The organism is Janthinobacterium sp. SUN128 (assembly GCF_030587275.1).
Taxonomy (GTDB): domain Bacteria; phylum Pseudomonadota; class Gammaproteobacteria; order Burkholderiales; family Burkholderiaceae_D; genus Janthinobacterium; species Janthinobacterium lividum.
This window is the reverse complement of the sequence record NZ_JAPWHY010000001.1, coordinates 541,925-562,871: the sequence shown is the minus strand read 5'-3', so window position 1 is coordinate 562,871 and position 20,947 is coordinate 541,925. Positions and strand designations below refer to the sequence as shown.

General features: G+C 65.8%; 12 protein-coding genes and 4 tRNA genes. 10 read left to right on the top strand and 6 right to left on the bottom strand.

All coding sequences use genetic code 11. The annotated features are described in order from the left end of the window. Positions 1 to 716 precede the first annotated feature (716 nt). From O3297_RS02690 to O3297_RS02675, 4 genes are all read left to right on the top strand, one after another. Positions 717 to 7,835 carry a hypothetical protein gene (locus O3297_RS02690; RefSeq protein WP_305047665.1) on the top strand — a complete coding sequence of 2,373 codons (7,119 nt, stop codon included), beginning with the start codon at positions 717 to 719 and terminating at the stop codon, positions 7,833 to 7,835. Positions 7,836 to 7,945: 110 nt separating this feature from the next. After that, positions 7,946 to 9,238 carry a TolC family protein gene (locus tag O3297_RS02685; protein ID WP_305047664.1) on the top strand — a complete coding sequence of 431 codons (1,293 nt, stop codon included), beginning with the start codon at positions 7,946 to 7,948 and terminating at the stop codon, positions 9,236 to 9,238. A gap of 28 nt (positions 9,239 to 9,266) precedes the next feature. Continuing rightward, positions 9,267 to 11,411 carry an ATP-binding cassette domain-containing protein gene (locus tag O3297_RS02680; RefSeq protein WP_305047663.1) on the top strand — a complete coding sequence of 715 codons (2,145 nt, stop codon included), beginning with the start codon at positions 9,267 to 9,269 and terminating at the stop codon, positions 11,409 to 11,411. Beyond that, positions 11,408 to 12,577 carry an HlyD family type I secretion periplasmic adaptor subunit gene (locus O3297_RS02675; protein ID WP_070260260.1) on the top strand — a complete coding sequence of 390 codons (1,170 nt, stop codon included), beginning with the start codon at positions 11,408 to 11,410 and terminating at the stop codon, positions 12,575 to 12,577. The genes O3297_RS02680 and O3297_RS02675 overlap by 4 nt, the downstream gene beginning before the upstream one ends. A 38-nt stretch (positions 12,578 to 12,615) precedes the next feature. Here the strand turns inward: O3297_RS02675 and udk are convergent, their stop codons facing one another. Both udk and O3297_RS02665 read right to left on the bottom strand, forming a co-directional pair. Beyond that, positions 12,616 to 13,260 carry a uridine kinase gene (gene udk, locus O3297_RS02670; RefSeq protein ID WP_305047662.1) on the bottom strand — a complete coding sequence of 215 codons (645 nt, stop codon included), beginning with the start codon at positions 13,258 to 13,260 and terminating at the stop codon, positions 12,616 to 12,618. A gap of 59 nt (positions 13,261 to 13,319) precedes the next feature. Next, positions 13,320 to 13,823, bottom strand: coding sequence for a DUF2199 domain-containing protein (locus O3297_RS02665; RefSeq protein WP_305047661.1), 504 nt, complete (start codon positions 13,821 to 13,823; stop codon positions 13,320 to 13,322). 192 nt (positions 13,824 to 14,015) lie between these two features. Here O3297_RS02665 and O3297_RS02660 point away from each other — a divergent pair, with 192 nt between their 5' ends. Both O3297_RS02660 and O3297_RS02655 read left to right on the top strand, forming a co-directional pair. Next, positions 14,016 to 14,465, top strand: a complete 450-nt coding sequence (locus O3297_RS02660; RefSeq protein WP_099387235.1) for a DUF4240 domain-containing protein — start codon at positions 14,016 to 14,018, stop codon at positions 14,463 to 14,465. Positions 14,466 to 14,472: 7 nt separating this feature from the next. Then, positions 14,473 to 14,841, top strand: a complete 369-nt coding sequence (locus O3297_RS02655; protein ID WP_305047659.1) for a tetratricopeptide repeat protein — start codon at positions 14,473 to 14,475, stop codon at positions 14,839 to 14,841. Between the two features lie 15 nt (positions 14,842 to 14,856). Here O3297_RS02655 and O3297_RS02650 read toward each other — a convergent pair whose 3' ends face one another. The 4 genes from O3297_RS02650 to rnr all read right to left on the bottom strand — a co-directional run bounded on the left by O3297_RS02650 (position 14,857) and on the right by rnr (position 19,744). Next, on the bottom strand, positions 14,857 to 15,555 hold the full coding sequence (locus O3297_RS02650) for a YceH family protein (protein WP_034784005.1): 699 nt from the start codon (positions 15,553 to 15,555) through the stop codon (positions 14,857 to 14,859). Positions 15,556 to 15,565: 10 nt separating this feature from the next. Further along, positions 15,566 to 16,315 carry a serine O-acetyltransferase gene (gene cysE, locus O3297_RS02645; protein WP_070280435.1) on the bottom strand — a complete coding sequence of 250 codons (750 nt, stop codon included), beginning with the start codon at positions 16,313 to 16,315 and terminating at the stop codon, positions 15,566 to 15,568. Positions 16,316 to 16,435: 120 nt separating this feature from the next. After that, the gene (gene rlmB, locus O3297_RS02640) at positions 16,436 to 17,179 is read right to left on the bottom strand and encodes a 23S rRNA (guanosine(2251)-2'-O)-methyltransferase RlmB (RefSeq protein ID WP_034784003.1); all 744 of its coding nucleotides are present in this window, start codon (positions 17,177 to 17,179) and stop codon (positions 16,436 to 16,438) included. 15 nt (positions 17,180 to 17,194) lie between these two features. Continuing rightward, complete coding sequence (rnr, locus tag O3297_RS02635) at positions 17,195 to 19,744, bottom strand: ribonuclease R (protein WP_305047658.1); 2,550 nt, start codon at positions 19,742 to 19,744, stop codon at positions 17,195 to 17,197. Positions 19,745 to 20,131: 387 nt separating this feature from the next. On the opposite strand from rnr, the gene O3297_RS02630 reads away from it, so the two are divergent. From O3297_RS02630 to O3297_RS02615, 4 genes are all read left to right on the top strand, one after another. Beyond that, positions 20,132 to 20,216: transfer RNA gene (locus O3297_RS02630), tRNA-Leu, on the top strand. A 321-nt stretch (positions 20,217 to 20,537) separates the two neighbouring features. Next, a tRNA-Leu gene (locus O3297_RS02625) sits at positions 20,538 to 20,622 on the top strand. A 68-nt stretch (positions 20,623 to 20,690) separates the two neighbouring features. Continuing rightward, positions 20,691 to 20,775 (top strand) — tRNA-Leu (locus tag O3297_RS02620). 68 nt (positions 20,776 to 20,843) lie between these two features. Continuing rightward, a tRNA-Leu gene (locus O3297_RS02615) sits at positions 20,844 to 20,928 on the top strand. Positions 20,929 to 20,947: the final 19 nt, after the last annotated feature.

Genomic DNA, 20,947 nt, shown 5'->3' with positions numbered 1-20,947 from the left:
GGCGTTTTCATTTTTCCCCTGTTACGCCGCCGAAAATAATCACTATCGTGCTGATAGTGATTATTAACAAATCCCCTCGCCAAATAAAGACTATTCATTCGATAGCATTAATTAGATATAAAAATTACAAATAATTATTCCTATCGTATTTTATTACCAATCAAATTTGATAATCATAGAACAAAAAAGCAACAACTAGCAAATCGATAGCGAGACGATTATTGAGATGAAAGGCGCAGAAATGCTGGCGCATGACAGCAGATTCATCCGGAAAGCCTTGTTTCGTGACAATACGTGATTATTCACTTGCGCAAAGCTTGACAGAATAGAGTCATGGAAAATGATCAAAATGAAATTGAAAGTTTCAAAATTGAAATTACCATCAGAGTGAGGGCAGGCGCGGACATCCTGTAAAGATGCCATCCTGCCAGTGTGTATCGTAAAGCAAGCCAGTTACGGGCGAAGCAAAATACGAGAAATAAGCGCCATGCAAAACAAATGCAAAATTAGTATTTTTAATATCAAGGATCAAGCGCTCTTTTACGCCAGCGATTTTTTTCCAATTATGTTTTACTTGCCACTATCAACATCGGCAACACCAGAGTTCGACCACGGCCCAAGCCACGCCGGAGTAACCAAGGAAACGAAATACATTATTGATTTTTTAATATCTTAAAAAATTGAACGAATATCCAACCTCTTCCGGAGACTTTAAAATGGCCACCACCCAAAATCCAGCACAAGTTCCCGTCAATGCCGAAGGCCTTGGCGCCAAGGTCGCGACGCCCGCAAAAAAAGTCGCCAACCCGAAAAACGGCGACCGCAAGCAGTATGACGAAGATGAACTGGTGCAAGGGGCCGATGCCAGCCAAAGCATGCCGCCTGAAAATGTCGTCGAAGTCACGGGCAGCGCCGATACGGGCAATGCCGGCGCCCTGGGTGCGGCCGCCGCTGTAGCGGCAGCCGCCGCGGCAGCCGGTGGCGGTGGCAGCGGCGTCGCAGCAGGCCAGGCCGGCAACGGCAGCGCCGATCTCGGCACGCCGCAAAGCGACAACAATGGCGGTGCGGCAGGCGCGGGGGCTGGCGCCGCCGGGATCCCCAGCGGCAGTGTCGTGGATGTCGCCGGGGCATCGGCGGGCGCGGGTGCGGGCGCGGCAGGCGGATTGGGCGGACTTGGCGTGCTGGGCGCGCTCGGCGGCCTTGGCCTGGTTGCCGCCGCGGCAGGCGGTGGCGGCGGAGGCGGCGCCGCAGCTGGCGGCTCGGGTACGGGTGGCACGGGGACAGGAGGTACCGGCACGGGCGGTACGGGCACGGGCGGTACAGGCACCGGTGGCACGGGTACGGGCGGTACGGGCACCGGTGGTACGGGTACGGGCGGTACGGGCACCGGTGGTACGGGCACGGGTGGCACGGGAACTGGCGGCACGGGCGGCACCGGAGGAACGGGCGGCTCGACCGGCGGCCAGGGCGGCACGGGAAATCAATCCACCACCACCGTCGTGACCGACGCGGCCGTGCTGGCCGCCGCCGCCGCGGCGGCTGCCGCCAGCAACGCCCTGGCCGATGACGCCAGCGCCGCCGCGGCAGCAGCCACGGCAGCAGCTTCGCTGGCAGCGGCGAATGCCGCCATCCTGGCCGACCAACTGGCGGCACAGGCCGCCGCAGCAGCGGCAGCAGCCTTGCTCGCTGCCAATACCGCCACCAGCGACGATACGCTGGCGGCCAGCACGGCAGCCGTCGTCCCCGGCGCGCAAGCGGCCGCTACCGCCGCCACGAATGACGACAGCGCGGCAGCCACCGCTGCCGCTGCCGCTGCCACCTCCCAGGCCGCCGCCACGTCGGCGCAAAATGCTGATGCGGCTGCCGCCACGGCCGCCGCCAACGCCGCCGCCGCGCACGCCGCGGCCGATGCGGCGCAAACGCAGGCGGACCAGACCAACGCCCCGGCATTGCAAGCCATCGCCGATGCGGCCGACGTGGTCGCCGCCGCAGCCAACACCCAGGCAGCGCTGACCGACGCGGCAGCGCTTGGCGTCATCTCCGCCAATGATGCCGCCGCTGCCGCCGCCGCCACGGCGCTGGCCAATGCCACGGACGCCGCCGCGCTGGACCTGGCGGCCACCGCCGCCGCCAATGCCGCCGTCACCGCAGGCATCCAGGCCAGCCTGACGGATGCCGCCGCCCTGGCATTGATCTCCGATGCGGATGCCGCCACCGCCGCCGCTGCCGCCACCGCGGCCGCCGCCACCGATGCCGCCGCCCTGGCTGCCGCCTCGAACGCGGCCGCCACCGCGGCAGCGAATGCGGCGGCAGCTGCCAATGCCAGCGATGCCGCGGCACTCGGTATCGCTGCCACCGCCGCCGCGAATGCGGCCACCGCGGCCAGTACGCAAGCGGGCCTGACCGATGCCGTCGCCTTGAGCATGGCAGCGGACGCCGCCGCCGGCGTTGCCGCCCAGGACGCTGCCATCGCCAACGCCACCGACGCCGTCGCCCTGCAGGCTGCCGCCAATGCCGCCGCCACGAACGCCGCCAATGCACAGACGCAAGCGAACATGACGGACGCGCCCACCCTGGGCCTGATCGCCGACGCCGCCACCGCCGCGTCGGACGCAGCACAGCTCCAGGCCGGCTTGACGGATGCGGCCGCACTGGCCCTGATTTCCGATGCCGACGCTGCCGCAGCCGCCGCGGCAGCCCTTGCCGCCAGTACCGATGCCGCCGCGCTTGACGCCGCAGCAGCCCTTGCCGCCACCGTGGCGGCGAATGCAGTCGTCACGGCCAGCCTGAGCGACGCGGCCGCCCTGCAAATCACGGCCGATGCTGCAGCCAGCACGGCCGCCGGCGCCGCCACGCAAGCGGCATTGACGGACGCGGCCGCCCTGCAAGTGATTTCCGACGCCGATGCCGCCGCCGCGCTGGCCGCGCAAACGACGGCCAACCAGACGGATGCGGCCGCCCTGGCCGCTGCCGACGCGGCCGCCGCCAGCGATGCCGCCAATGCGCAAACAGTGGCCGACCAGACCGATGTCGTCGCCTTGCAGCAAGCAGCCGACCAGGCGGACGCCGATGCGGCTGCCGCCAATTCGCAAGCCAGCCTGCTGGACGTCAACGTCGCCCTGAATGCGTTCAACCTGGCCAACCTCGCCGCCCTGGCCGCCAATGTCACGGCTGGCCAGACCAGCGTGCTCGATCTGACGGCCACGGTCAATACCTTGCAGATCGGTGCCGATAATGCCGATATCTCTGCCGCTCTGTTCGATGCCACCATCCTTGCCGGCATCTCCACCGCCGATGCGCTGACGGCAGCCGGCCTGCAAACCATCGCCGACCTGACCAATGCCGATACGCTCATCGCCACGGCGGCCGCTGCCGTCTCGGCGGCGGAAACGGCCGCCCTGCTGGGCGGGATCGATATCTCGGCCGTCAGCGCAGCTGCCGCGGCACAGGCCGCCGCCGCGGCGGCCGCCACCACGGCCTTGCTGACCGATGCCGGCACGCTGGGCATTGCCTCCACTGCCGACGCTGCCGCTGAACTTGCCGCCCAGACTGCCGTCACCACCTTGACGGCCGCCAATACGCTGGCGCAAAACGCGCTGACCACGGCACAATTTGTTGCCAATCAGACCGACGCCGTGGCCCTGGGCCTGGCCTCTTCCGCAGCCGATGCGGCCGCAGCCCTGGCCGTCACGACTGCCGGCCAGACCGACGCCATCGCGCTGAGCCTCATCTCGAACGCCGATGCGCTGGTCGCGACCTCCGCCGCCAACCTGGCCGCGCTGACGGATGCCACGGCGCTGGGCGTGATCTCGACCGCCGACGCCACCCTGGCCGCCACCCTGCAGGCGACGGCCAATCTGACGGATGCCGCCGGCCTGGGCCTGCTCGCCACGGCCGCTGCCGCCGCCGCCAATACGGCGACGAATGTTGCCAACCTGACCGATGCGGTGGCCCTGGGTACGCTCTCGACAGCGGCCACCACCGCCGCCAATACGGCAGCCGCCACCGCCGCGCTGACCGATGCCACAGCCTTGGGCCTGGTCGCCACGGCCGACGCGGCGGCCGCTTCCGCCCTGCAAACGACGGCCAACCTCACCGACGCCGTGGCACTGGGCCTCGTGTCGACGGTCGCCAACACGGCCGCCAGCACCGCTGCCGCCGTTGCCAATCTGACCGATGCCGTGGCACTGGGCACCGTCTCGACGGCCGCCACGGCCGCCGCCAATACGGCAGCTGCCACGGCCGCCCTGACCGACGCCGTCGCACTGGGCTTGACGGCCACCGTCGACGCGGCGGCCGCCACCGCCGCACAAACAACGGCCAACCTGACGGATGCCGTCGCCCTGGGCCTGGTAGCGACCGTCAATGCCACCGCCTCCACGGCAGCCGCCGCCGTCGCTGGCCTCACCGATGCCGTCCTGCTGGGTACCGCCCACACGCTCGACGTCACGGCCGCCACCGTGGCGGCCACCAAGGCCGCCTTGACGGATGCCGCCGCCCTGACCACCGTCGCCAACAACGATGCCGCGAATGCCGCCGCCCTGGCTGCCTATTCGGCGGCCCATCCGTTCGACCTGGTGGCAGCGCTGGCGGCCACCGTCGCCGCCACCACGGCCGGCTTGTCGAACACCGCCGCGCTGGCGGCGCAAGCCGATGATGCGGCCGCCGCCTCGACCGCAGCAACGGCCGCAGCGTCCCTGACAGCCCTGAACAATGCGCTCGCGGCCGACAGTGCCGCCACCGCCGCCGCCACCCTCGCCCTGACGTCCCAGGCGGCGGCCACCGCGGCGGCGCTGGACGACACGCTGGCGGCCACCGCCGCCGGCGTGGCCGCCACCTCGCTGGCAGCGGCACAGGCGGCGCAGGCAGCCGATGCCGCCGCCGCCGCGACGGCAGCGACGGCGGCCAACGCCCTGGCCGCCTTGAATGCGGCCCTGCAGGCGGACGCAAATGCGGCCGCCACGGCCGCCGCCGCCATCACGGCGAGTGCGGCCACCGCCGCCGCCGTCGCCGACGATCTGGCCGCCGCCACGGCCGCCACTGTCGCCAACGTCTCGCAAGCGGCCGCGCAAGCGGCGCAGCTGGCCGACAATGCCGCCGCCAGCGCCGCCACCATCGCCGCCAACGCGCTGGCGTCGCTGAATGCGGCCCTGGCCGACGATGCCGCGGCCGCTGCGGCTGTGCTGAACTCCACCAATGCAACGGCCGCCGCCGTTGCCGCCGCCGCCGCCGATACGGCTGCCGCTGCGGCCGCCGCCGTGGCAGCCATCTCGGCCGCCGCCACGCAACATGCGCAAGCGGACGATATCGCCGCTGCCGCCGCCGCCCTCACGGCATCCGTCTCGCTGGCAGCCACGCTGGCCGCGCAGGCCGCCGATGCGGCTGTCGGCACGACCGCGGCAGCCGCTGCGAGCGCACTGGCCGCGCTGAACCAGGCCCTGAACGACGACAGCCTCGCCGCGGCAGCAGCCACGGCGGCGGCCAACGCGCAAGCGGCCCTGAATACCGCCACGACCACACTCAACGCGGCGATATTGACAGCCAGCGCCTCGCTCGCCGCCACGAATGCCGCCCTGGCCGACGACGCCACGGCGGCAAGCACGGCGGCAGCAGCGGCAGCGGCCCAGCTCATTGCCGATGCCGCGCTGCTGGCCGATGCAGGGCTGGCCGCGCTCGCAACGGCAGCCAACAATGCACTGGCAGCAGCCAGCGCAGCGCTGGCCGCCGACGATGCCGCCGCCAATGCCGCGCACACGGCCGCCCTCTCGGCGGCCGCCACCCTGGCGGCGCAGCTGGCCGATACGGCAGCCCTGAATGCCCATGCCGCGCTCAATGCGGCCATCGCCAACCTGAACGCGGCGGTAACAGCCGATACCAACGCCCTGGATGCCAACAATGACAGGACGCTGAAACTGAACCTCCTCCTCACCGCCCAGGGTGCGGCCGATGACGCGGCCCAGGCCAATGCCAATGCAGCTGCCGCCCATGCGGCGCTGGCGGCGGCACAGGCGGACGATGCGGCGGCTGCCACCGCTGCCGCCAATGCGACTGCCGCGCATGCGGCGGCCGTCGCGGCGCAAAACGCCGATGCCGCTGCGGCAGCGGCAGCGGCGCAAGCGGCCATTTCCCTGGCCGCCACCCTCAATGCCCAGGCGGATGACGCCACCGCGGCAGCGGCCGCCACGGCCGCCGCCAATGCGCAACTGGCCCTGGACGCAGCCCTGGCAGCGGACGCCAACGTCGCCGCCACCGCCGCCGCGGCAGCGGCCGCCCAGCTGGCGGCGCAAAACGCGCATGATGCCGATGTTGCGGCAGCGGCAGCGGCCGTTGCCGCTGCCATCACCCTGGCAGCCACGCAAGCGGCGCAGGCAGACGACGCGGCAGCCGCGCTGGCAGCGGCCAATGCCGCCAACGCCCAGGCAGCGCACGACGCTGCAGTCGCCGACGACCAGGCAGCTGCGGATGCCGCCGCCACCGCAGCGCTGGCGCAAACGGCTGCCACGGCAGCGGCAGCCGCGGATGCTGCCGCCAGCGCCAGCGCCGCCGCCGCGGCAGCATCACTGCTCGCCGCCCAGACGGCGCAGGCCGACGACACGGCAGCCAATCAGGCAGCGGCCAATGCCGCCGCCGCCACCGCCGCGCACACGGCCGCCATCGCCGCCGATGCGCTGGCCGTCAGCACGGCAGCAACGGCGGCCAGCGCACTGGCTGCAGCCACGGCAGCGCAGAACGCCGACGACGCGGCCGCCGCAGCCGCCACCCAGGCCGCCATCTCGCTGGCGCTCACCCAGGCGGCACAGGCCGACGATGCGGCGGCAGCAGCGGCCACGGTCAACGCCAACAACGCGGCGGCAGCGGCACTTGCCGCCCATGCGGCCGATGCGGCAGCGCCGCTGGCGCAGGCGCAGGCCGCCGCTTCCCTGCTTGCCCTGCAAGCGGCGCAAGCCGACGATGCGGCCGCCGCCAGCGCGGCAGCAGCAGCGGCACAAGCGCACGCCAATGCGAGTGCCGCGTATGCGGACGATGCGGCAGCGGCCCAGGCCAATGCCGACGCGCAGGCTGCCGACGTGGCCCTGGCACAGGCGAACGCCATCGCCGCGCAGACCGATGCCAGTGCCCTGGCCATCGTGGCGAATGCGGACGCCGCCAACGCCGCCGCCGCGCAAGCGCTGGCCGACCAGACCGATGCCGTGGCCCTCACCCAGGCTGCCGATGCGGCAGCGGCAGCGGCGCTGGCAGCGGCGCAGACAGCCGCCCTAACGGACGCCAATGCCCTGCACCTGGCAGCCGATGCGGCAGCAGCAGCCGCCCTGCAGGCGCAGGCGCAGGCGGACCTGACGGACGCCAGCTCGCTGACGGTGGCGGCTAATGCCGATGCCGCCGCAGCGGCGGCAGCCCAGGCCCAGGCCGACCTGACGGACGCGAGCCAGCTGTTCGTGCTGAGCCAGAATGCCCTGCACAACCCGCTGACGGTGGCCGACTTCAGCACCGGCCTGCCGGCTGCCGGCGGCGACGTGATCGACATGTCGGCCATCGCCGACCTGACGGCGTCGGTGGCCGTGGGCGTCAACGTGAGCACGGACTTCAGCAACAATAACCTGTTCATCTTCGACGGCACGTCCGTGTCGATCGGCGCGGCGGCCAGCGCCATCGCAGCCGACGACAGCGTCTTGTCGGGCCAGGGCTACATCGTCATCGCCGATGCGCAAAACAGCGGCGCCGTGACGGTGTATCACTCGAGTGATCTGAGCAACGCCAATGCCATCGACACGGCGCTGGTGCTGCTGAGCGGGGTGAACATCACGCAACTGACGGCGGCCAACTTCGTCGTCTGAAGCAGGGCACCCACGCCAGGCGCCGCGCCTGGCACGGCGGCGGGAGCGCAAGACAGCGCGCTCCCGCCACACCTTGAAATGCGTCAGGCCTCGGGCCGGAAAAATACGGGATGAGATTACGCGGTTTCCCAGCACTATCCTCACTGCCACGCATCGCGGCCTTGCTGGCGGCCGTGGCCATGGCATCGGTATCGTCTTTCGCCGGCGCCCAGGGCGCCACCGCCTGGAGCTTCGACCAGGTCTTGCAGCAGGCGCTGCAAAGCCATCCCGCCGTGCAGGGCAAGCGTTCGGCGCAGGCGGCCGCGCGCGCCGAACTCGATGGCGCGCAGTGGCAGCGCTTTCCCAGCCTGTCGGCAGAAGTGCCCACCGGTTCGCAGGAAACGGGCGGCGTGGTGCGCATCGAGCAGCCGCTGTGGAGCGGCGGACGCATCGACGCCGGCATCGATGCCGCCGGCAGCCGGGTCGATGCGGCCGGCGCCGCCATCGAGGAAGAACGCCTGACCCTCTCTTTGCGCGTGATCGCCGCCTACACGGAAGCGCTGCGCCAGACGGCGCGCGTGCGCTCGGCGGAGGCGGGCCTGTCCGAGCACCAGCGCCTGCTGGACATGATCAAGCGCCGCGTGGTGCAGTCGGTCAGCTCGCAGACGGACCAGCGCCTGGCCGAATCGCGCGCCTACCAGGCGGCCAACGACGTATCGAATGCGCGCCAGGCGCTGGAAAACGCGCTGGCGCAGCTGTCGCAACTGGCCGGCAAACCCGTGCGCCTCGTCAGCGCCACGGGCATCGGCGTGGGCGAACCGCTGCCCGACGCCAGCCTGGAGCGGGTCATGCGCCAGGCCATCGACTATTCCCCCACCCTGCACCGCCTCGATTTCGAGGCGCAGGCAGCCGATTCCGAGATCACCATGCAGCGCTCGGCCTACATGCCGAAAGTCGTGCTGCGCATGGAAAAGCCGACGGGCGGTATCAATGCCGACAACCGCACGCGAGCCATGCTGGTACTGCAGGCGCAGCCGGGCGCCGGCTTGTCGGCCAAGGCTGGCGTGGATGCCGCCGTGGCCCGGCGCGAAGGCGCGCGCGCCGCGCACGACGTGGCAGAACGCGAGGTGCGCGAGCGTTTTACCCTGGACTGGAACGAAGCCGAAGCGAGCCGCCAGCGCCTGGGCAACGCGGGCGAGGCCAGCACCACCTCGACGCAGGTATTCGAATCGTATGCGCGCCAGTACGTGATCGGCCGCAAGAGCTGGAACGACGTGCTCAATGCCGTGCGCGAAGCGACCCAGGCGCAGTTTTCACTGGAAGACACGCGCGCGCAGGCCATCGCCGCCAGCCTGCGCCTGGCCGCGCAAACGGGCACCCTGGCCGGGCGCACGGCGCCGGCAGGCATGGCGCGCGCGAATTGACACCGACATGATGCACACAGGAGACAGCGTGGATACCTCCATCAAACATGGCTTGCTGACACTCATCGAGCGCGCCGCCCGCCTGACGGGCCAGCACGTGCCCGCCGCGCGCCTGGCCGATCTGCAGCGCCAGCTCGATGACGCCGACGACAGCGGCCCGCCCGCCATGGTACTGACCACCCTCTGGCAGGCGGCCGGGCTGGAAGGCGCGGCGCGTCCGCTGCACGAGCCGACGCCGGGCGAGCTGCCATTCGCCGTCTACAGCGCCAGCACGGGCTGGGGCTTGCTGCAGTCGCGCGGAGCCGACGGCGCCTGGCGCGGCGAAGGCATCGATGGGCGCGCCTTGCAGCTGGCGACACTGGCCGGCCTGGCTTGCGTGGACCTGCCGCGCCGCAGCGAAAAAAGCGGCGCCCGCCCCGGCGCCCTGGGCCTCGTGCGCAACGCCCTGTGGCTGAAGAAAAGCGTGTTTGTCGACGCCGTGCTGGCCACCGCGCTGGTGACCCTGCTGACCATGGCCACTTCGCTGTTTTCCATGCAGGTGTACGACCGCGTGATCCCGAACCAGAGCTTCAGTACCCTGTGGGTGCTGGTGGTGGGCGTGGCCCTGTCGATCGGCCTGGAATTCATCCTCAAGCAGGTGCGCAGCCGCATCGTCGACCACTCGTGCAATGACGTCGACCATGAATTGTCCGAGTGGTTTTTCCAGCGCATGCTGGGCATCCGCATGGAGGCGCGCCCCGCTTCCGTCGGCACCCTGGCGGCGCAGGTAAAAGGCTTTGAAATGGTGCGCGGCGTGCTGACGTCGACATCGCTGTTCGTGCTGACGGACGTGCCCTTCGCCGTGATTTTTCTCGCCATGATCACCATCATCGGCGGCTGGCTGGTGGTGGTGCCGCTGGTGGCCCTGCCGCTGGCCCTCGTGTGCGGTTTGATGTTCCAGCGCGCCATCGAAAGCCATACGCGCAAGAACCTCAACGCCAGCAACCGCAAGGCGGGCTTGCTGGTGGAAGCCGTCGACGGCGTCGAAACGCTCAAGGGCAGCAGCGCCGAATGGATGATGCAGGCGCGCTGGGCCGAACTGGTGGCCGAGAGCAGCCACGCGGAGCAGAATATCCGCGACTATGCGGCCCTGTCGCAAAACATCACGGCCGCCTTCCAGCAGCTGACCAACGTGGCGCTGATCTCCATGGGCGCGTGGTTCGTGGCGGAAAACCAGATGACCATGGGCGCCCTGATGGCGTGCACCATCATCAGCAACCGCGCCCTGATGCCCATCGTGCAGCTGCCCGCCGTGATGGTGCAGTGGGCGCATGCGCGCGCCTCGATCGACGGCCTGGAGCAAGTCATCAGCCTGCCCAACGAAGCGGACAATGCGCAGTTCGCGCTGACGCCGCGCAGCCTCGATACAGGCTTGCGCTTCGAACGCATCCGCTTCACGTATGGCGGCGCGCAAAAGGTGGCGCTGGAAGTGGAAAACCTGGCCATCCGCCCCGGCGAACGGGTCGGCCTGGTGGGCGCCATCGGTTCGGGCAAGAGCACCCTGCTGAAACTGGCCTCGGGCCTGTACCAGCCGGCCGAAGGCAAGGTGTACCTGGGCGACGTCGACATGGCCCTGCTGGCGCCGGCCGTGGTGCGCGAAATGGTCGGCTACCTGCCGCAGGAAACGCGGCTGTTCAGCGGCACCCTGCGCGACAACCTGCTACTGGGGCTGGCCGACCCGGGCGAGGAAGCGATCCTGGCGGCCGCCAAACGCACGGGCCTGATCGAACTGATACTGGGCCAGCCACGGGGACTGGCACTGGGCATCACCGAGGGCGGACGGGGCGTGTCGGGCGGCCAGCGCCAGTTGATCGCCGTCACGCGTTTGCTGCTGGCCAAGCCGCGCATCTGGCTGCTCGATGAACCGACGGGCGCCATGGATGCGAAGACGGAAGCGCGCATCGTCGGGCTGTTGGGCGAACTGGCGGCCGAAGGCGTGACCATGGTCGCCACCACGCACAAGAACGCCCTCTTGCCCCTGCTCGACCGCCTGGTGGTGCTGCAGGCGGGACGGGTGCTGCTCGACGGCCCGCGCGACGCCGTGCTGGCCAAGCTGTCGGGCAAGCCGCAAGCCGTACCCGCCCCTGCCCCGGCACCGCAAGCAGCGCCGGTGGCGCAAGGAGCGGTGGCATGAAACTGGCCAAGGTCGAAGCGCGGGAAGAAGCGAAACGGGGCCGGGTGCTGATCTGGAGCTGCACGGCGGCGCTGGCCGGCGTCATCGCCTGGGCTTCGTGGGCGGAACTGGACCAGGTCACGCGCGCCAACGGCCAGGTGATCGCCAGTTCGCGCAACCAGATCATCCAGGTGGCCGATGGAGGCGTGCTGGCCGAACTGCGCGTGCATGAAGGCAGTATCGTGAAAAAGGGCGAATTGCTGGCCCGTTTCGACCGCACGCGGGCCGAGACGAGCTACCTGGAAAGCACGGCCAAGGCGGCCGGATTGAAGGCGGCCGTGGCGCGCCTGCAGGCGGAAGTGTTTGGCGGTGCGCCGAAGTTCCCGCCCGAACTGCAGGCGTTCCCGGAATTTCGCGCCAACCAGCTGGCCCTGTTCAGCAAGCGCCAGGGTGCCGTGCAGGCGGAAGTGAGCTCGCTGGAAAGCGCCATGAAGCTGATCAAGGAAGAGCTGGAAATGAATTTGCCGCTGCTGGAAACGGGAGACGTCAGCCGCGCCGAAGTGCTGAAACTGCGGCGGCAGGTGGTCGACATCCAGGCGCAGATCACCAACCGGCGCAACAAATACCTGCAGGACAGCCAGACGGACCTGGTAAAAGCCCAGGAAGACCTGGCCGGCGTGCTGCAGACCGTGACGCAGCGCAAGGAGCAGCTGGGCTCGACGGATATCTACGCGCCCACCGACGGCATCGTGCGCAACGTGCGCCTCACTACCTTGGGCGGCGTGGCCAAGCCGGGCGAGGAAATCCTGCAGATCGTGCCCACGGACGATGACCTGATCATCGAGGCGAAAGTCAAGCCGGCCGACATCGCCTTCATCAAGCCCGGCCTGCCCACGGCCGTGAAACTCGACGCCTACGACTACGGCATCTACGGCCGCCTGCGCGGCACCGTCAGCTACATCAGCGCGGACACCTTAAGTGAAGACAACAAGGGCAACGAACAGCCGTACTACCGCGTGCAGATCAAGACCAGCGGGCGCAACCTGATGGGCAAGAATGGCGAGCCGATCCTGATCCAGCCCGGCATGACGGCCACCGTGGAAATCAACACGGGCCGCAAGACGGTCTTGCGCTACCTGACGAAACCGATCACCAAGACGTTCTCGGAGTCGATGGGGGAACGCTGACGCAGCGGGCTGCGTCAGCCTGCTTCAGCCGGCCGGTTTCAATCGGCCGGTTTCAATTGACCGATGACGCTGGCCACCTTGGCCGTGATCATGTCGACCGCGGGGCCGTTGGCGCCATGCGGCAAAATGACATCGGCATTGCGCTTGGTCGGCTCGATGAATTGCTTGTGCATCGGGCGCACGGTTTCCAGGTACTGCTCGATGACGCTTTCCACCGAGCGGCCGCGTTCCGTGATATCGCGTTGCATGCGGCGGATGAAGCGCACGTCGGAGGCCGTGTCGACAAAGATCTTCAGCGACATCATGTTGCGCAAGTCTTCGTCATACAGGGCAAACAGGCCTTCGATCACGATCACCGGCGCCGGCTTGACCAAGATGGTCCTGTCGGAGCGGTTGTGCAGCGTGAAGTCGTACTCGGGCATCTCGATCGCCTCGCCATTGCGCAAGGCCTGGATGTGCTGCACCAGCAATGGCCACTCGAACGCCTGCGGATGGTCGTAATTCTGCTGCCTGCGCACTTCAGGGGAGAGATGGGTTTGGTCGCAGTAGTAGTCGTCCTGCATCACGACCGAGACCATGTCGGCGCCAAAGGACGCCAGCACTTGTTGGGATACGGTGGACTTGCCACTGCCGCTTCCGCCAGCGACACCAATAACAAACGGTTGGAAGGAAATAGTATTCATGCCGAATGATACCGGAAACGTGCGCGGACCGACAGGGAGGGGCTGAAAAGCCGGGCCTGTCAATCGCCATGCATCAGCTGCGCATACAGCTCGGCCACCCGCTCTGCCGTGATGCCGTCGCGCTGTTCCAGCGCCAGCGGGTGATCGGTCGGTTCCAGCTCGATGGCCGGACGCATGCCATCGTCGCGCAGGTGCACACGGGTCTTCAGGTTCAGGGTAGCGGGATACACGGGTAGCTGCGTGCTGAGCCAGCCGAAGAAGGGGCCGATGTGCGCCCGTTTGGCATCGTTGAAGCAGGCGTCCCAGGCATCGAAGCTGTCGCCGCTCAGCGATACCCACACGCCCCAGCTGAATGGCTCATCCGCGCCATGCACGGGGATGTCGAGGGTGGCGCGCACGAAGCAGTGCGCTTCGTCAACGATGCAAGCGTCGCTGTCGAGCTGGCAGCGCGCTTCGCGTTCGGCGGGCGCCATCTGCTGGTACAGCCACGGCGCATCGGCACCGAAGCTGGGCATGCCCGTGTGGGTCTCGCCGCAGGAGCGGCACAGGAAGGAAAAAGTCATGTGGGAAGGACGCTTGGTCGAATTGTTTGCGGTGTTGATTACAAAGAGTTACTTGGGGAAACTGTGCGCTTGGCATTCGGGCAAGATGATATTCTAAACAAGCTCAAGATGCACAGACGGGACGCATCGCGCCAAGGGAATTGCATGCCTGCTCTCTTTCAGTATCGATAGACTATTTACCTGGAATAAACAATGAACGAAGAAAAATTTTGGCAGCTGATAGAACAAATCGACCGTGAAGCCCTGGAAGACGGCGACGCCGATGCCGCTGTGGAACCATTGACCGAAGCGCTCGCCGAGTTGCCGGTCAAGGACATCAAGGGCTTCGAGGAGTGCCTGGCTCAGGCACTGTACCAGCTCGATGGCAAGGTGTTTGCGGACCATGCCGGTAACTCAGGAAAGTCGGATGACGGTTTCCTGTATGCGCGCTGTTTCGTCGTCGGCTCGGGCAAGGCCACGTATGACAGCGTACTGGCCGACCCCACGCTGATGCCCGATCAAACGGACAAGTGGCTGGAAGAACTGTTGAGCGTCGCTCCCGAGGCCTGGTCCGGGAAGACAGGGCGCGACACCGATGACTGGGATTTTACCGCCAGCGTCGATTATGAAACCGGAAGCAATTCCGCCGCCTGGCCTGGCTAAGGCGGCAATGGACGCCATCGCCGCAAGCAGGGCGCATATCCAGCTGGCCGAAGGCGATGCCGGGCAATGGGAGGCGCACATGGCGGCAGCCGAGGCCGTGTTGCGTAGCGCCTTGCAAGCGGCCCGGCAAGACACGGCCCTGATCACTTGCCTGGGCGCCGTGCTGTGCGACCAGGGCAAGTACAGGGAGGCCGTCAACGTACTGGAATCGGCGCTCAAGCTCGGTTCGACGGACAGTCATACCCATTACAACCTGGGTGTGGCCCTGGCGGGACTAGCAAAACCGCGCAAGGCCATGGCGCAATTTGGCAAGGCGCAGGGCCTTGCCGCTTCCAGCCTGACCTGGACCGCCTATTTCGACCCGCAAGCCCAATAGGCGCGTGCCCGGAAATTATTCGAACTGCTTGCGGAAAGCCTCGAACTGCGCCGCCAGGCCATCGAAGTCGCTGCGCAATTGCAGCACTTCCTGTTCCAGCTGGGCCACCCTGCTGCCCTGCTGCGGCGCGCTGACGGCGCCCGCAAAACCTGCCGCCGTCTCGATCTGCGCCAGCGCCTCTTCGCCGCCCAGCAGATGGCCGTAGCGCGGTTCCTTGGCGCCGGGCGCGACGGCCAGCTTGGCCACCAGCGGCGGGTATTTGTCGATCAAGAATTGCAGGCCGGATTCCACTTCCGCCACGGACTTGAATTCATGCACGCGGCCGCTGCGGCTGCGGATCTCGCCCGCCGTCTGCAAGCCGCGCAGCATCAATATCGTCAGGATGGCCAGCTTGTCCTGTTCCAGCGACCACTTGATGCGCATGCGGTGTTCGTACTTGGCGACCCGCGCGCCCGCCTGCGTGATGCCGTTGACGAACTTGCGCTGCATCAAACGCTGCAGCACGTCGTAGACGGTTTCTTCGGACAGGGCCATGACGGGGTCGCGGCTGGACAGCTGGTTGCAGCCGTTCGTCAAGGCATTCAGCGACAGCGGATAGCTGTCCGGCGTCAGCGCTTCCTTTTCGGCCAGCACGGCCAGCACGCGGATCTCGAAGGGGTCGAGCAGATTGGGATTGTCGCTGCTTTTTTCTGCTGCGTTTGCGTCTGTAGTCATGCCTGTATCCTTAATCAACCAGCTTGTTCATTTGCTCGGAATCGAATTTATCACACTCGGGCACGCCCTGGCAGCAGATGCCCGCCGCCTTCAGGGTGGCGAGGATGGTTTCGATGCGCTGTTCCTGTGCCACGGCATGCGTGATCAAGCCTTGCAGGGCTTTCGACAGCGGATCGTCGCCGTTGGGCGTGACGCCATACGCGGCGAACAAATGGGCCGTGCTGCCCTCGCGCAGGGCGCTGACATCCTTTTGCACGATGTGCGCGGGGTTGCCGACGGCCGTGGCGCCGGACGGCACGGGTTTCAGCAGCACGGCGTTCGAACCCACCTTGGCGTACTCGCCCACCGTGAAGCTGCCCAGCACCTGCGCGCCGGCGCCGACGATGACGCCCCGCTCCAGCGTCGGATGGCGCTTGGCGCCACTGTGCAGCGAGGTGCCGCCCAAGGTCACGCCCTGGTAGATGGTGCAGTCGTCGCCGACGACGGCCGTCTCACCGATCACCACGCCGAAGCCATGGTCGATGAAGACGCGCCGGCCGATGACGGCGCCCGGGTGGATCTCGATGCCCGTGATGATGCGGGCGATATATGAGATGAAGCGACCTACCCACTTCAGGTGCCGCGTCCAGCACCAGTGCGCCCAGCCATGCATGACGATGGCGTGCAGGCCAGGATAACAGGTCAGCACCTCCCAGCCATTGCGGGCGGCAGGGTCACGTTCAATGATGCTGTTGATATCTTCGCGCAGGTGGTGGAACATAATGACAATGAATAAGGTGGAACGCAAATGGTAGCGTATTCGGCGGCGTGCTGCCGGGGAGGCAGATAAACAACCGCCGCCTCAAGGGCGGCGGCATATCAAAGAAGCGCTACAAAATTTTTAGCCTTCTTTCGCGATGCGCTGGCGGCGGGCTTCGTAGAGACAGACGCCGGAAGCGACCGATACGTTCAGGCTCTCGACGGAGCCGAACATCGGGATGCTGACGAGGATGTCGCAGGTGTCGCGCGTCAAACGGCGCATGCCTTCGCCTTCGGAACCCATGACGAGGGCCGTCGGGCCCGTGAAATCGGCTTCGTACAAGCCTTTTTCGCCGTCGTCGGACGTGCCGATCAGCCAGATGCCCCGCTCTTTCAGTTCACGCATGGTGCGCGCCAGGTTCGTCACGGTGATGTACGGGACGGTTTCGGCGGCGCCGCTGGCGACCTTGGCGGCCGTGGCGTTGAGGCCCACGGCGCGGTCCTTCGGCACGATCACGGCATGTGCGCCGACGCCGTCGGCCACGCGCAGGCAGGCGCCCAGGTTGTGCGGGTCGGTGATGCCGTCGAGAATCAACAGCAGCGGCGGGCCGTCGATGGCGTCCAGCAGTTCATCGAGATTGCGCGCCAGCGACAGTTGCGAGGCAAACGCGATCACGCCCTGGTGGCGGCGCGTGCCGACGATCTTGTCCAGACGCGACGAGTCGACAGGCATGACGCGCACGTTGGCAGCCTTGGCGGCGGCGATCATGTCCTTCATGCGGCCGTCGACGCGGCTGGCATCGACGAAAATTTCTTCCACGGACGACGCTTCATGACGCAGACGCGAGGTGACGGCGTGGAAGCCGAAAATCATTTTATTCTTCATTTGTTATCGTTTCTTTTATCGCTTGTTCTTGCTTGATTTTGATACAGTTTTTGCTGCACGTGGTGCCGCCGCAGCGGGTGCCGCGGCTGGTTTCTTGCTGCGCTTAGGTTCGGCGGCCTTCGGGGCTTCCTTCAGCGCCGCCTTGGCTGCAGGCTTGGCTTGCGCCTTGGCGCCATTGGAACGGCCGCCGGAACCCTTGCCGGCCTTGCCGCCGTTGTTGACGCTGGCCTTGATCTCATGGCGCTGCTCGGTCGCAGGACCGGGCTTGACCATGGATTTCTTTTCGCCCTTGCGCTTGCCGGCGCCGTTCGGCTTGGCTGGCGCATCTTCGCCCGCCAGTTCCGCATCGGTAACCAAACGCAGGTCGATCTTGCGCGTTTCCAGATCGACACGCGCCACTTGCACCGTCAGACGGTCGGTCAGCTGGTAGCGCTTGCCCGTGCGTTCGCCGCGCAATTCATGGCGCGCATCGTCGTACTGGAAGTAGTCGGTGCCCAGCTCGGTGACGTGCACCAGGCCTTCGACAAACAGGGTATCGAGTTGCACGAAGACGCCGAAGGTGGTCACGCCGGTGATGGTGCCGGTGAACTCTTCGCCCAATTTGTCTTGCATGAAGTAGCACTTCAGCCAGGCTTCCACGTCGCGCGACGCTTCGTCGGCGCGGCGTTCGTTGGCCGAGCAATGCACACCCAGCGCGTCCCAGATCGTCAGGTCCGTCTTCTTCGGCTTGCCGTCGGCCTTGTCCTTCGCTTGCTGCTTGCGCGTGGCGTTCGACACGTTCGTGTTCAGCACGGTCTTCTCGGACAGCTTCGGCTCGTATTTCTTGCCTTGCAAAATGGCCTTGATGGCGCGGTGCGTCAGCAGGTCGGGATAGCGGCGGATCGGGCTGGTGAAGTGGGCATATGCCTCGTACGCCAGGCCGAAGTGGCCGATATTGTCCGGGCTGTAGACGGCTTGCTGCATCGAGCGCAGCAGCATCGTTTGCAGCAGGGCCGCGTCGGGACGCGCCTTGATCTGCTGCATCAGGGTCTGGTAATCGGATGCCGATGGCGTGTCGCCGCCCGTCAGGTTCAGGCCGACTTGCTTGAGGAAGGTGCGCACTTGCGTGAGCTTTTCCTTGGTCGGGCTGGCGTGGATGCGGTAGGTGCCGGGATGCTTGTTGCGCAGCAACAGATCCGCCGCGCAGACGTTGGCCGCCAGCATGCACTCTTCGATGATCTTGTGCGCTTCGTTGCGCGTGCGGGGGATGATCTTTTCGATCTTGCCGGCGCTATTGCAGACGATATACGTTTCCGTCGTCTCGAAGTCGATGGCGCCCCGCTCCGTGCGTGCTTTCAGCAAGGCGCGGTAGACGGCCTCCAGGTTTTGCAGGTGCGGCAGGATGTCCGCGCGGCGTGCCGCTTCGGGTCCCTTGGTGTTGCCCAGCACGGCGGCGACTTCGTCATACGTGAGGCGCGCGGCCGAATGGATCACGGCCGGGTAGAACTGGTAAGCCTTCAGTTCGCCCTTGTCGCTGACGACGGCGTCGCAGACGAGGGTCAAACGGTCGACGGCCGGGTTCAGCGAACACAGGCCATTCGACAGTTTTTCCGGCAGCATCGGGATCACGCGGCGCGGGAAGTAGACGGACGTGCTGCGTTCGAGCGCATCGGCATCGAGCGCGTCGTTCGGCTTCACGTAATGGCTGACGTCGGCAATCGCCACGATCAGGCGGAAGCAGTTGGCGCGGCCAATCTTGACGGGCTCGCAATACACGGCATCGTCGAAATCTCGCGCGTCCTCGCCATCGATGGTGACCAAAGGCACGTCGCGCAGGTCGACACGGTCTTTCAGGTCGGCGGCGCGCACTTCGAAGGGCAGCTTTTCAGCTTGCTTGAGGGCGGCGGCGGAAAAGATGTGCGGCACGTTGAATTTGCGCACGGCAATTTCAATTTCCATGCCGGGATCATCGAGCGCACCGAGCACTTCGACGATCTTGCCGACCGGCTGCTTGAAGCGCATCGGTTGCTCGGTCAGCTCGACGCTGACGATCTGGCCGGCCTTCGCCTTGCCCACCGAACCGGTCACCAGGATGTCCTGGCCGATGCGCTGGTCTTCCGGCGCCACGACCCAGGTACCGTTTTCCTGGATCAGGCGGCCGATGACATGGGTATTGGCGCGGTAGGTGACTTCCACGATCGTGCCTTCCGGGCGGCCGCGGCGGTCCGTGCCGACGATGCGGGCCATGACCTTGTCGCCATGCAGCACTTTCTGCATTTCTTTCTCAGGCAGGAACAGGTCGGCGCTGGCGTCGTCGGGAATGACAAAGCCGAAGCCGTCACGGTGGCTGGTAACGCGACCGGCGACAAGCGCGCTCTGGTCGGCCAGGCTGAAAACACCGCTGGCGTCAGACTTGAGCTGGCCGTCGCGCTCCATCGCCTTCAGGCGACGGACCAGGACATCCATGGAATCGGCATGCACTTGCAGCGTTTTCCCGAGAGACTGCGGGTCGAGAGGCGCGTTGACGCTGCGGAATATGCCGAGAATGTCCTCCCGGCTGGGGATGGTGTGGGTATTTTGGCTCAAAAGTATTTCTATAGTTGTTATTGACAGTGATCAAACGGAAGACAAAGACCGATGACATCACCGTCAATATTGACACGGTGATGTCCGGTAGTGTACCGGAGGACGCCTTGGTTTGCCTAACGGACAGCGTAGCGGAAACCGAACAAGTGCCCCGCCGATGAAAAAAAGGAGAAAAGCTGCGCAATGCATTTGACTTCGGCAAATATTGCTCTATAATCTCGGTCTCTTGCAGCGACAAACCTTCACGGGAATGCAGTTGCAGGAAAGCGGTACAGGGTTGATGTGCAGTATGGAGCGAAAGCTCATCTGGCGCAAAACTCTTCAAGCCGTTATAATAGCAGAATTGTTGCGAAGTTATTTTGCGACAAGTAATAGAGCAGCATCAGTGCCCACGTGGCGGAATTGGTAGACGCGCATGGTTCAGGTCCATGTGCCTTCGGGTGTAGGGGTTCGAGTCCCTTCGTGGGCACCATTACCTAATTCGCAAAAAAGCCGCAAACTTTCACGAGTTTGCGGCTTTTTTCATTTCCGCGACGAAAACTCCCTCCCCTCCCGCCAGCTGGCCACGCTGCGACAACCAGGCAGCACGGCACGCCCACCGACAGCAAGCTGCGGGAAATCGCTGAAAAAAGAGGCAGATTTAACCTTTTTTCATAGGGAACAGCCGTTTTCAGGCGAAAAAACATGTTTCTTGAAGAAAAGTGCAAAATGTTGATTGACCGAATGCACGCCAGCCCTTATGATTTTGTCCTCGCTGCAGAACATGCAGCGACAAGCAGCAAGCAGTAACAATGCCCACGTGGCGGAATTGGTAGACGCGCATGGTTCAGGTCCATGTGCCTTCGGGTGTAGGGGTTCGAGTCCCTTCGTGGGCACCACCAGCAACAAGTTGTCGATTGTTGTGATCCGCAGTAAAGTAGCAGATAGTAGTAACAAGCAGCACAATGCCCACGTGGCGGAATTGGTAGACGCGCATGGTTCAGGTCCATGTGCCTTCGGGTGTAGGGGTTCGAGTCCCTTCGTGGGCACCACCAGCAACGAGTTGTTGTCGTTGTAGTCCGCAGTACAGTAGTGAGATACAGCAACAAGCAGCATCAGTGCCCACGTGGCGGAATTGGTAGACGCGCATGGTTCAGGTCCATGTGCCTTCGGGTGTAGGGGTTCGAGTCCCTTCGTGGGCACCATTACCTAATTCGCAAAAAA

Excerpts from the sequence above, each read along its gene's own strand:
- udk (WP_305047662.1), bottom strand. The coding sequence starts at position 13,260 with ATGAATACTATTTCCTTCCAACCGTTTGTTATTGGTGTCGCTGGCGGA.
- O3297_RS02685 (WP_305047664.1), top strand. The coding sequence starts at position 7,946 with ATGAGATTACGCGGTTTCCCAGCACTATCCTCACTGCCACGCATCGCG.
- O3297_RS02660 (WP_099387235.1), top strand. The coding sequence starts at position 14,016 with ATGAACGAAGAAAAATTTTGGCAGCTGATAGAACAAATCGACCGTGAA.
- O3297_RS02655 (WP_305047659.1), top strand. The coding sequence starts at position 14,473 with ATGGACGCCATCGCCGCAAGCAGGGCGCATATCCAGCTGGCCGAAGGC.
- O3297_RS02675 (WP_070260260.1), top strand. The coding sequence starts at position 11,408 with ATGAAACTGGCCAAGGTCGAAGCGCGGGAAGAAGCGAAACGGGGCCGG.
- cysE (WP_070280435.1), bottom strand. The coding sequence starts at position 16,315 with ATGTTCCACCACCTGCGCGAAGATATCAACAGCATCATTGAACGTGAC.
- O3297_RS02650 (WP_034784005.1), bottom strand. The coding sequence starts at position 15,555 with ATGACTACAGACGCAAACGCAGCAGAAAAAAGCAGCGACAATCCCAAT.
- O3297_RS02665 (WP_305047661.1), bottom strand. The coding sequence starts at position 13,823 with ATGACTTTTTCCTTCCTGTGCCGCTCCTGCGGCGAGACCCACACGGGC.
- O3297_RS02690 (WP_305047665.1), top strand. The coding sequence starts at position 717 with ATGGCCACCACCCAAAATCCAGCACAAGTTCCCGTCAATGCCGAAGGC.
- rlmB (WP_034784003.1), bottom strand. The coding sequence starts at position 17,179 with ATGAAGAATAAAATGATTTTCGGCTTCCACGCCGTCACCTCGCGTCTG.